At 69.4% G+C, this 11,684-nt stretch carries 9 protein-coding genes; 2 read left to right on the forward strand and 7 right to left on the reverse strand.

Annotated elements, in window-relative coordinates:
- The 4 genes from HNV26_RS34930 to HNV26_RS34945 form a co-directional block, all read right to left on the reverse strand.
- Positions 1 to 338: TIGR02266 family protein (locus HNV26_RS34930; RefSeq protein ID WP_171452975.1), on the reverse strand; the 338-nt coding region annotated here is incomplete at its 3' end.
- The gene (locus tag HNV26_RS34935) at positions 335 to 988 is read right to left on the reverse strand and encodes a hypothetical protein (RefSeq protein WP_171441020.1); all 654 of its coding nucleotides are present in this window, start codon (positions 986 to 988) and stop codon (positions 335 to 337) included. The genes HNV26_RS34935 and HNV26_RS34930, both read right to left, overlap by 4 nt.
- Positions 985 to 3,681 carry an alanine--tRNA ligase gene (gene alaS / locus HNV26_RS34940; RefSeq protein WP_171441019.1) on the reverse strand — a complete coding sequence of 899 codons (2,697 nt, stop codon included), beginning with the start codon at positions 3,679 to 3,681 and terminating at the stop codon, positions 985 to 987. Before alaS ends, HNV26_RS34935 begins: the two co-directional genes overlap by 4 nt.
- A gap of 895 nt (positions 3,682 to 4,576) precedes the next feature.
- The gene (locus tag HNV26_RS34945) at positions 4,577 to 5,179 is read right to left on the reverse strand and encodes a hypothetical protein (protein WP_253817336.1); all 603 of its coding nucleotides are present in this window, start codon (positions 5,177 to 5,179) and stop codon (positions 4,577 to 4,579) included.
- A 587-nt stretch (positions 5,180 to 5,766) separates the two neighbouring features.
- Here HNV26_RS34945 and HNV26_RS34950 point away from each other — a divergent pair.
- A complete protein-coding gene (locus HNV26_RS34950; protein ID WP_141621524.1) occupies positions 5,767 to 6,516 on the forward strand; it encodes a HEAT repeat domain-containing protein in 750 nt (249 codons plus the stop codon).
- Complete coding sequence (locus HNV26_RS34955) at positions 6,513 to 7,250, forward strand: methyl-accepting chemotaxis protein (protein ID WP_171441017.1); 738 nt, start codon at positions 6,513 to 6,515, stop codon at positions 7,248 to 7,250. Before HNV26_RS34950 ends, HNV26_RS34955 begins: the two co-directional genes overlap by 4 nt.
- 13 nt (positions 7,251 to 7,263) lie before the next feature.
- Here the strand turns inward: HNV26_RS34955 and HNV26_RS34960 are convergent, their stop codons facing one another.
- The 3 genes from HNV26_RS34960 to HNV26_RS34970 form a co-directional block, all read right to left on the reverse strand.
- The gene (locus HNV26_RS34960) at positions 7,264 to 10,230 is read right to left on the reverse strand and encodes a helicase C-terminal domain-containing protein (RefSeq protein ID WP_171441016.1); all 2,967 of its coding nucleotides are present in this window, start codon (positions 10,228 to 10,230) and stop codon (positions 7,264 to 7,266) included.
- Positions 10,231 to 10,287: 57 nt separating this feature from the next.
- Complete coding sequence (locus HNV26_RS34965; protein WP_171441015.1) at positions 10,288 to 10,698, reverse strand: cupredoxin domain-containing protein; 411 nt, start codon at positions 10,696 to 10,698, stop codon at positions 10,288 to 10,290.
- Between the two features lie 45 nt (positions 10,699 to 10,743).
- The coding region (locus tag HNV26_RS34970; RefSeq protein ID WP_253817337.1) for a hypothetical protein at positions 10,744 to 11,684 on the reverse strand (941 nt) is incomplete at its 5' end.

The raw sequence follows: 11,684 nt of genomic DNA on the forward strand, positions 1-11,684 counted from the left end.
GCTTGTGGCTCCACGCTTCCGGTACGTTTCGACACCACCCGGTCGATGAGCGCCTTGCTCGCTGCGTCCAGCTTCACGAAGCGCACCGTCATGCCGGTACGCCCGCTAACCGCGTCCACCTGGGTCTTCACGACGACGCCTTCGCCGCGAAGCAGGCGTGTCCCATCTGCAAGGACGAACTCGAACGCCAGCCCGGTGCCTTCGGGCTTCATGGCGCGCGTGGCAACGAACACGCCACCGCGCGCCACGTTCGAGCCGTACTTGTCGATAAACTCCTCCTCCGTCGTGTACGGGAGGCGGATGCGAAGCGGGAGGGGCTTGGACGCTGTCCCGCTCATTTCAAGGGAATCCGCACATCCCCCCCGGAGCCCTGAAGCAACAGGTGTAGCCCGTCGTCCCGAAGGGCCTCCGGAGGAAGCTCGAACAGGAGGACCACGTCGGTGCGCTCATCCGGAGCCCAGGTGCGCCGAAGGGGGCGGGTGCCCCCGACGACCTGGGCATCCCGGGCCACGGTGTACGACTGGCCTTCAGCCCCGAAGAGCTTCGCCTCGTCCAGGTCCAGGGTGAGCGGCGCGCCGCCCACGTTCTGCGTCATGAGCTGCACGCGGAAGAACAGGTCCTCGGAGGTCAGGCTCACCTTCCCCGAGCCCTTCACCGAGTGCGACGCGTCCAGGCCGGTGAGCTTCACGGACAGGGTCTCCAGCCGCACGGCATCGTTGGGGGAGGGAAGCTCCCATGTGCGCTCGGTGGGGACGTTGATACCCGCGGCCAGGCCCGCGAGGTTCGCGTTCGGGTCTCCGCGCGTGGCCTCGGGGCTCTGGGAGGGACGGCCGCCCTGGTTCACCCGGTCCACTTCCTGGCGGAGCTTCTGAAGCGTCCGGTCGTCACTCGTACCCGCGTAGTCAGGCACGGACTCCTCCTTGCAGCCACCCAGGACGAGGGTGGCCGCCAGGAGCGCAACGGAAGCGGAGGCCCGGTGGTTCATCACGCGGTGCCCACGCCCTTCACCAGCTCGTACAGCTTCTCCAGCGCCGCGGGGAGCTTCGAGGCATCAGGGCCGCCAGCCTGGGCCATCTCGGCCTTGCCGCCGCCCTTGCCGCCGACTTCCTTGGCCATCTCGCGCACCAGCGCGCCGGCGTTGATGCCCTTGGCCACGACGTCCTTGGTGGCCGCGACCAGGATGATGGCCCGGCCGTCCTTCTCGCCGCCGATGGCGACCACGCCCGAGCGGATGCGGTCACGGAGCTGGTCCGCCATGCCGCGCAGGACGTTGTCATCCGCTGCGTCCACCTGGGTGGCCAGGACCTTCATGCCATTCACATCGCGAGCCTGCTCCAGCAGGTCCTTGCTGCTGGCAGTCTGCGCCTTGACGGCCACTTCCTCGACCTTGCGCTCCAGCTCCTTCACGCGCTTCTGGGTCGCCTCGACGCGCTTGGAGACTTCCTTCGGGTTCGACTTGAGCAGCTCGGCCACCTTGCGCAGCTCGTGTTCCTGCTCGCGGACGTGCTGGAGCGCGCCGATGCCCGTCAGCGCGACGATGCGGCGCACGCCGGACGCTACGCCGCTCTCGCTGGCAATCTTGAACAGGCCGATGTCACCGCTGCGGCGCACGTGGGTGCCGCCGCACAGCTCGGTGGACTCGGGGTGCACGGTGACGACGCGAACCGTCTCGCCGTACTTCTCGCCGAACATGGCGACGGCGCCGGACTTCTTCGCGTCCTCCAGGCTCATGATGCGCGTCTCGGCCCCCGTGTTGTCGCGAATCCAGCCGTTGACCAGGTCCTCGACCTGCTCGAGCTGCGCGGACGTGGCGGGCGAGAAGTGCGCGAAGTCGAAGCGCAGGTAGTCCGGCGCGACGACAGAACCCGCCTGCTTCACGTGCTCACCGAGCACGAGCTTGAGCGCCTTGTGGAGCAGGTGCGTCGCGGAGTGGTTCGCACGGATGGACTTGCGGCGCTCCGAGTCCACGCCGGCCTGGACCATGTCGCCGACCTTGAAGGTGCCCTCGGAGACTTCCACCGAGTGGACCACGAGGCCCGGCACGGGGCGCTGCGCATCGGTGACCTTGGCCACCGCCTTGCCGCCGTGGCCGACGATGCGGCCGGTGTCGCCCATCTGGCCACCGGACTCGCCGTAGAAGGGCGTGCGGTCCAGGACCAGCTCCACCGTGTCGCCTTGCGTGGCCTGAGTGACTTCGGCGCCGTCCTTGACGATGGCCCGGATGCTGCCTTCGCCTTCGTGTCCCTCGCCCTCATAGCCGAGGAACTCCGTCGTCCCGAGCCGCTCCGCCAGCTTCAGGTAGACCTCGCCCGTGGCCTTGTCGCCAGAGCCCGCGAACTTGTTCTTGTCCGCCTCTTCCTTGAGGCGCTCCTCGAAGCGGACCAGGTCCACGTCGAGGCCGCGCTCCCGGGCGATGATCTGCGTGAGGTCCCACGGGAAGCCGTAGGTGCCGTGGAGCAGGAAGACGACGTCGCCGGAGAGCTGCTTGCCACCGGCCTTCTGCAGCTCGGACAGCTCCTCCTCGATGAGCTTGAGGCCGCGGCTGAGCGTCTGGCGGAAGCTCGTCTCCTCGTGCCGGCAGACCTCCAGGACGAAGGTGCGGCTCTCCCGGAGCTCGGGGTAGGCGTCGCCCATCAGCTCGATGACGCGGTCGACGACCTTGAAGAAGAAGACGTCCTCCAGGCCCAGCTGCTGGGTGCCGTGCCGGATGGCGCGGCGCATGATGCGGCGCAGGACGTAGCCGCGGCCCTCGTTGGAGGGCTGGACGCCGTCCGAGATGAGGAACGCCGCCGCGCGGCTGTGGTCCGCGACCACGCGCTGGGACGCGCCGGACTCCTGCGAGTAGGGCTTGCCGCACAGCTCGCTGACGGTGGCGAGGATGTTCTGGAAGAGGTCCGTCTCATAGTTGGACCGCTTGCCCTGGACGACGGAGGCGATGCGCTCCAGGCCCGCGCCGGTGTCGATGGACGGCTTCGGCAGAGGGATGAGGGGCCCGTCCTTCTCCTTGCGCTCGAACTGCATGAACACGAGGTTCCAGATTTCGAGCCAGCGGTCGCAGTCACAGGCGACGCCCTGACACTTCTTGCCCTCGGCCTCCTCGACACAGGGGATATCGTCGCCCTGGTGGTAGTGGATTTCGGAGCAGGGGCCGCAGGGGCCGGTGTCGCCCATGGCCCAGAAGTTGTCTTTGAGGCCGAGCTTGTAGAGGCGCTGGGCGGGGACGCCCTGCTTCTTCCACAGCTCGTAGGCCTCTTCGTCCCAGGGGGTGCCGCCCTCGCCGTTGAACACGGTGACGGCGAGCCGGTCGGTGGACAGGCCGAGCGTCCGGGTGACGAACTCCCAGCCGTACGCGATGGCGTCGGCCTTGAAGTAGTCGCCGAAGGAGAAGTTCCCGAGCATCTCGAAGAACGTGTGGTGCCGGGCGGTGAAGCCGACGTTGTCGAGGTCGTTGTGCTTGCCGCCGGCGCGCACGCACTTCTGCGACGTGGTGGCGCGGCGGTAGTCGCGCGTCTCACGGCCGGTGAAGACGTCCTTGAACTGCACCATGCCCGCGTTGGTGAACATCAGCGTCGGGTCGTTGGCGGGCACCAGGGAGGAGGACGCCACACGGCGGTGGCCGCGCTCCTCGAAGAATTTGAGGAACGCCTCGCGGATCTCGGAGGCGGTCAGGGCGGAAGGCATGGTGTGGGTATATGCCACAAGAGGCGGCTTCGCAGGAGTTCTTGGAGGTTGCATGAGGGGCCGGACGACCCCGGGAACCCCGGACTGACCCGGTTGGTGGCCCGGGCGGGGGCCAGCGGGACGCGGGCTGTGGGAGTCAGAGCGATACCGGCGGCACATCAGGTGTGAGACGTGGGCGCCTGCATCGCCCTCGCTGTTTTGGCTCCAAGGATTCTCGCCAGGCGGGCGACCTGACCGGCATGCGCTTGGGCGGCAGGTGAAGCCGTACCGCCTTCACGGGCGTCGGTTGGCGCTCGGCTTTGCCCAGCCCTCTTGCCGTGAGACATTGGCGTATTGGAGGCTCGGTGTTTCGATTCGCGTGACCTGCCTTCGTTCACTGCGTGACGATATCCACGGGAGAGGGATCCAGGTTCCGTGACTGCCCAGAGGGCTGGCGCGCGTAGCGTGTAGTCCGTCGAGTACAGGGACTGCCACGGGAGTGAGACAGGGTGTTTTCGGAGGGCAAGGCGACTTCGATGGGACCAAAGCGTGTTGCCCAGATTCCGTGCTCGCGTGTGACCTCATTGCCTGATTCGGCGACACATGAGTCGGCGCTGCATGGGGAACTCGGGCAGGCGGTGTCGTTTGAGATTGCCGGAGTGGACGGAGCCTTCCTGCTGTTTGTCTGGGGCTGCTCCGGCAACTGCTTGGGCGATACATGGCACTCACGCCTGGAAGGTGCGGTGCATCAGGCTTGGGTCCAGTATGGCGTTCACTCTGGCGCAAGGGCGATTGCCGATACGCCAGGGACCGTTCAAGCCGAGTGGTGGTAGCCTCAACGAAGCGTCTGCTCGCGATGGGGTGAGGCGAGGACGGAGCGCCTCGCGCCCTATGGCCCATCGCGGCTGCTCGCCGTTCAGGTATCCGAAGCTGCGTCCCCGAAACGACTCAGCATTTCTTCCACGTACTGGACGCCCCGCGCCGTGATGGCTTTGCCCTTCTGGGTGTCCTGCGCGTAACCCCCGTGCAGGCGGAGCGCCTTGGCCGCGTTCGGCGCGGCGTAGGTGACACCCAGCTCCCCCCAGAAGCGCGACGTCGTTCCAGACGTCACCTCCAGCTCCGCGTCGAGCGAGCGTGCGAGATAGAGGGGGATGAGCGACCGCACGAGCTGGTCCTTCTGCTTGCCTGCCGAGATGAAATCCTGTTGTCGCGGATGGCTGCGCAGCGCGGACAGCAACTGGTCCACAGCCGTGCCGCCATTCCCGGTCGCGGGCGAAGCGGCTTTCTTCGCGGGGCGCGCTCGCTTCTTGACCTTCGCAGTCGGGCGGGCCGTCCGCTTCTCCGACTTGGCTTCCGTGCTGCTCTGGGCCTGCCGTGCTGCGGGCTTCTTCTTTTTCGCCCTCGTGCGCGGCGCCTTCGCCGTCACCTTTCGGGAAGGCTCTGGCGTAGCGGCCTGGGCAGCCGAAGGTGCGACAGCGTCGGTGGTTACCGCACCACGTGGTGGGGTGCGCTCTGCCACGGTCGGCTCCGGCGGCGGCGCGTCGGACGGCTGGGAGACGACTGGCCTGGGACGAGGTGTGCGCTCGACCACGGTCTGCTGTGTGGCGCCACGGGGAGGAGGTGACGGGAAGTCCGAGGCCCGGGGCGCGGCTGCGTCTCGGGACTCCTTGAGTCCGAGGCGCGCGCGCACCTCACCCACGATACCGCCCAACCCCACGTTCTGGAGCAGACCTTCCAACCGGGACGTGAAAGACACCTGGTGAGCCCTCCTGGAGACGCGCACATTACCCCATGAAGGCCACATCCCCGAGCGGATGGCTCGATTCCTGCCGGTCCTGCTGCCGTGGAGGGGGCGGGAGGCACCGGTTGTGGGGGACCTCAGGGGCCGAGCCCGAGCCGCTGTGCCGTGGACATGCCGCCCGGGTTCGCGCCCCGCGCCGTGCCCTTCCCAGGCATCCCCAGGTCTGAACAGACACCCGGACCGGCAGAAGCGGGCCAGCCCCCAGGGCGGGAGTGGCCATGACCCACTGTCTTCCATGTGCAAGGCCATGCAACTGTTCGCCAATCGTCAGACGGCGTTAGACTCTCCGGACTCCTTCCCTGCGTATGCAGCTGCTTTCCTCCGCCCTCGTCCTGTTGCTCCTCGCGCCTTGCGCGGCCCTGGCTCAGGGTGACTCCCGTATTGCCTTCCTGGGCAAGCAGCTCCAGAAGAGCAAGGACCCGCGCTCGCGCTCGCAGGCGGCGCTGGTGCTCGGCGCCACGGAGGACCCGGAGGCCGTGCCGCTGCTGTGCAACGGATTGAAGGACGAGAGCGAGCTGGTGCGCGCGGCCGCGGCGAAGGGGCTGGCGAAGCTGCTGGAGCCCGGCGGACTCGACTGCCTCCAGGCCCACAAGGCGGACGCGGACGCGTCGGTCCAGGCGGCGGTGCGCGAGGCCGTGGGGGCCCTGAAGGAGTACCAGTCCCGCCCGCCGCGCTTCTACGTGCATCTCGAGGCGGTCAAGGACCGCACGGGCAAGCTCCCCGCCGACCTGGTGAAGGCGACGGAGGCGCGGCTGCGCTCGCGGCTGATGCGGAGCGGGGCCCAGCTCGCGCCCGCGAAGGAGACGAAGGCGGCGGCGAAGGGCACGCTGAAGAAGCTTCGGGTGCGGGGCTACCGCATCACCCCGGAGCTTCATGCGACGGACGGCGGCGGACTGCGGGTGGCGCTGGTGTGCCTCACCTACCCGGACCTGTCGCTGATGGGGCAGGTGGAAGTGAATGCCGCGGGCGCTCAGCCTGGCGATCTCCTCAAGGCGCTGGTACCTCGCGCGGTGGAGGAAGCGGCGGAGACCTTCGAGTGGAGCAGCGAGACATGACGACGACCACGGCGCCCCTGACGCCAGCCAAGCGGCGCTGGCGCAACTTCCTTCTCGAAACGGGCTTCCAGCTCAAGCTGACGGCGTACATCGTCTCGGTGACGCTCGTGCTGTCGGCGCTGCTGGGCGTGTTCCTCGTGAGAGGCGCGCAGGCGCTGATGCGCGAGACGGCGACGGCGGTGGAGGCCCGCTCCCGCGCGGCGGAGGTCAGCCGCGAGCTGTCCGGCGCCACGCTCTCCAACGAGCTGCTGACTCGGATGGACGACCCCACGTTCGAGGCGAGCTTCCGCGAGAAGGCAGGGGCCATCGACGCGGCCTACGAGGCCGAGCGCGCCGCCATCGTTGCCCAACGCGCTGAGCTGGAGCGGCAGCAGAAGCTCACGTGGTGGGCGCTGGGGGGCTTCCTGGTGGCCTTCATCGCGGTGGTGGGATTGGGGACCATCGTGGTGACGCACAAGGTGGCGGGGCCGCTCTTCCGCATCCGCCGCATGGTGCAGGAGGTCCACGACGGCCGGCTGCGTCCACCCCAGCACGGGCTCCGGGATGGCGACGACCTCCAGGACCTCTTCGATGCCACGCGGAAGATGGTGCAGCGCCTCCGCGAGCAGAACGAGGAGGACGCGAGGACCTTGGCGAACGTCCTCCTGGCCGCGGAGCGCACGGGCGCTTCCCCCGAGCTCCTCCACGAGCTGCGCGCCCTGGATGCGCGCTACCGCACCCGGCTCGAAGACTGAGCCCTTCCGGGGCTCACCCCCAGGACCGCGCGGGTCCTGACTCCACGGTGAGTCCCGTCTCCTTCAGCATCGCGTGGATGCGCAGGCGCGCCTGGGCCCACGGAAGCGCCTCGACGCGATAGCCCTCCAATGCGTTCATCAGGTGGCCACGGTAGCTGGGGTGCCCCGGGTCCGAGATGATGACCACGCCCCGGTCCGTCGTCGCCCGGATGAGCCGGCCCACGCCCTGGCGCAGTTGCAGCAGGGCGCGGGGAAGCCGGTAGTGGAGGAAGCCCATGTATTCGCCGCCGCTGCGAGAGAGGGGCTCCTCGCGCGCGGCCACCAGCGGACGCATGGCGGGCTCCAGGGGCAGCTTGTCGATGAACACGCAGCCGACGCCGCGACCGGGGATGTCCACGCCCTGCCAGAAGCTCTTGGTCCCCAGCAGCACGGTGCCCGTGTCCTTCTCCTGCCGTGCCGCCAGCGAGCGGCTGTGCCCGCGTGACTGCCGCAGCACCTCGATGCCCAGTGGGTCCAGCCGTCCGCGGACGCTCGTGCCCACGCGCTCCATGCGGCGCGTCGACGCGAACAGCCCCAGCACCCGGCCTCCCATCGTCTGTGCCAGGCCCGAAATCCGGAGCGAGGCCCACTCCACGAAGGCTTCTTCGTGCGCACGCGGCGCATCGGTGACGAGCACGACCAGCGCCTGCTCATGCAGCTTGAAGGGCGTGGCCGCGCGGACCAGTCGGGGCGCAGGTCGGCCTCCGCGCCCATCTAGCCCCAAGCGCCGGAGGACGAAGGGGAAGCCGTCGCCAGTGCCCAGCGTGGCGGACGCGAGCACCAGCGTGCGCTTGCTCTCCGCGAAGTCCTTCGACACGTAGGCGGAGACATCCACCGGCTGGGCGCTCAAGCTCCACCGCTGCCGCTTCGGTTCCGCGGTGGCCGCGTAGCACCGTCCTGGCGCGGCTTCTCCGGACAGCTCTCCCGCGAGCACCGCCAGTTCGCCAAGCTCAGTGGTGGCACCCGACAGCTCCCGCTCCAGCGCGGGTTGTCGAGCCGCCAGCTCAGGGAGGGCGGCCAGCACGCGCACGGACAGCAGGACATGCAGCGCCTGGAGCGCGCCGCGTACGCCTTCCAGTCCTTCGCGCACCGGCTCCCAGGCGGGCAGCGTGCGCACGGTCGCGGTGATGCGCAGCTCCGGAGAGTACGCACCTTCATCCGGGTCCTCGCCCACGGCTGTGGCGGTGGGCTCGCACAGCTCCGTCACGCGCGCCCCGAGGTCGCGCGCGTCGTCAAGCAACCGGCGAAGGCCATCCTCCACCTCGCCCATCAGCGACCGTGTCTCCGTTCGGCGCGAAGCGCTCAGCGCCTTGCGCAGCTCGGCGAACAGGCCGCGCCGTCCGTCCCTGCCATGCAGCCGCTCGGTGAGGCGGAGGAAGGCCAGGTCCGACAGCTCCAGCGTCAGCGCGGTGGTGGCGACATCCTCCACCTCGTGCGCCTCGTCGAGGACCAGGTGGTCCAGCTTCGGGTAGCGCGCGGGCCACGCGAAGGCGAGCGACTGGTTGATGACCAGCACGTCCGCCTCACGGGCCTGCGCCACGGCCGAGTGATAGAAGCAGCGGTGGAAGTGCGGGCACTTCTCGCCCAGCGTCGTCGACGCCTCGGAGCGTACGGCGGGCACCAGCGCCATCAGCACCGGGAAGCGCTCGCGGAACCAGTGGCTCAGCCGGTCCAGGTCGCCCTCACCGCTGCGACGCAGGTACGCACGCAGATACGCCCGGGGGGCGCGCGCGGAGTGCCCCATGCCGGGCTCCACCCGAGTGGCTTCCAGCGCGCGGCGGCGGCACAGGTAGTTCGTCTGGCCCTTCAGCAGGGCGTAGCCGAAGGCGCCCTTCGTGGCGCGGTGAAGCCGAGGCAGGTCCTTCTCCAGGAGCTGGTCCTGGAGCGTCTTGGTGTGCGGCGCCACGCCGACCTTGCGTCCGTTTCGCGCCGCGAAGAGGGCGGCGGGAGCCAGGTACGCCAGCGACTTGCCCGTGCCCGTGCCGGCTTCCACCGCGAGTTGCCCGCCGTCCGACAGCGCCCGCGCCACCGCCTGCGCCACGTCGAGCTGCGCGGCCCGGCTCATGAATCCTTCACCGGCCTGCTCCAGCGCGCCGCCAACGCCCAGCAGCGCTGAGACTTCGTCCGGACGCACGGGGAGCACGGGGGCCTCCGCCTCTGGCTCGGGCAGCGCCGTGGCGCCTCCCGCGCGCCGCCGCTCCGGCTTCCCACGAAGGAAGCCCTGGGCCTCCAGCGACAGCGGCGCAGCCTCCTCACGGCACGCGGCGGCCAGACGCGACAGCAGGTCCACCAGCGGCCATTCCTCATAGTCGAACGCGCCGCTCGCGCCGTCCTTCAGGCCCACGCCCTCCATCGCCAGGCGCAGCTCCGCGCCCTTGCGCGGGTCCAACGCGGCGAGCAGGTCCACCACGTCATCGCCACGGCCCTCGCGGACGCAGCGCTCCATGGCGTGCACCAGCACCGAGTACACCGCCTCGCAGTCCGACACCGCGCGGTGCGGCTGGCGCAGTGCCAGCCCGCCCCAGCGCAGCAGCGACTCCAGCGAGTGGCTGGGCAGCTCTGGGTGCAGGTAGTGCATCAGCTCGCACGAGTCGAGCACCGGGGCGCGGATGGGCCCCAGCAGGTCCGGCAGGAAGCCTTTTTCAAAGGGCGCGTTGTGCGCCACCACCGTCCAGCCGGAGAGCTTCTCGCGAAGCTCGGCGATGTCGGTGCCGAAGCGCGGATGCCCTTCGAGGTCCGCGTCGGTCAAGCCCGTCAGCCGCCGGATGGTGAGGGGGAGGGGCCGCGACGCCGAGTACAGGCGCGCGAAGCGTTCCACCTCGCGCCCGTTCTCGAAGAAGATGCAGCCCAGCTCGATGACCTCGTCCACGCGCGGATCCAACCCCGTGGTTTCGAGGTCGAGGAACACATGCCGGGTGAAGAGCTCCGCCGCGCCGCCCATTCAGGCCGCGGAGACTACTCCTCCCGGCGGCGCTGCCTAGAAATCGGCCAGCGTCCGTCAGTCGACCATGAAAACGCCGGAAATCATCTTGTTCATGGCGCAGCCGTACACCAGCTTGCCGGACTCCTTCGGCGTGAAGGCAATCTCCACCGGCTGGTTGAGCGGCAACGGCGTGTTGATGTCGTAGCCGTCCATGACGACCTCGGTGGCGCAGGTGTGGTCCGTCTTGCGCGTCACCACCAGCTTCACGGGCTCGCCCTTCTTGAGGCTCACCGGGCTGGGCTCGTAGCCCTTCTCGGTGACGGAGAGCTCGACGATGCGTACGCCGTTCTCCCGCTTCTCAGGGACCGCGGGCGCCTTCGCCGTGTCGGCGTCCTTCGTGCAGCCTTGCTGGGTGATGCCCACCATGGCGGCCGTCGCGGCCAGGGCGAGCCAGGGCTTGATGATGCGGGAGATGAACTGACGCATGGATGTCTCGGCGGTGTGGGAGCGTACGCCCCGCGGGGATGGGCCTCAGGCCTCGTCCGCGGGGGCACTCTCTTCGGAGGTGGCGGTGACGGGCTCGAAACGCAGCAGGGCGTGGAGCGGGACGAAGACTTCGTGGCCCTCCTCGCCCAGCAGCAGGTCGAACCGGCCTACGCGAATCAGCGGAAGCTGGAGGGTGATGCCGTTGCGCAGCACCATCCGCACCGTCTGCCCGATGTGGTCCAGGAAGGCGCGCGGGTCCGAGTGGGGGCGCTTGTCCGGCTGACGCGCCACCGCGGACGGCTTCTGCGTCAGCTTGGCGTCGCGCTCCAGACCCGGCAGCAGCCGCTCCCAGTCCGTGCGCCGGGCCAGCAGCACCACCTGGAGCTTCTCCAGGCGGCCCGTGCGCTCCAGCGTGAAGGCGATGGGCTCCTCGGCCTGCAGCGTATCCAGCAGGGAGCGCTCGGCCAGCACCACGGAGACTTCTGCCTTGTCGCTGATGAGCCGGGCCAGGAAGTCCGCCACCACGGCGTTTTCGACCTCGCCGCGCGCCTGCTTGATGGCCGCCTTGCGCTGGGTGCGCTCCTTGCGGGCCATGAACTCGGCCACCGTCATGCCGCTCTGGAGCACGCCGAAGGCGTCACCCAGGGACAGGCTGGGCGTCTGGCCCATCAGCTCGTACACCTGGTCGAAGCGCTTCGCCTCCTCGGCGTGCAGCTTGCGCCAGATGCGGCACTTCATCTTCCCTTCCAACTCGCCCTTCGCGATGCGGGCGGGGACGCGCTCACGCACCGCCAGCGCCTGAATCTGCTCGGGCGTGGGGGGCGGCCGGGGCGTGGACGGCCGGAAGCCGCCAGGGCGTCCGCCGAACCCACCACCAGGGGCTCTTCCCGGAGGCGCACCCGTGCCGGGGCTGGAGGGGCGGGGAGCCAGCGGGCGAGGGCCCGGCGTCACGCTCGTCGTCGGGCGAGGCGTGGGGACCGCTGTCA

The organism is Myxococcus xanthus (assembly GCF_013116825.1).
Taxonomy (GTDB): domain Bacteria; phylum Myxococcota; class Myxococcia; order Myxococcales; family Myxococcaceae; genus Myxococcus; species Myxococcus xanthus_B.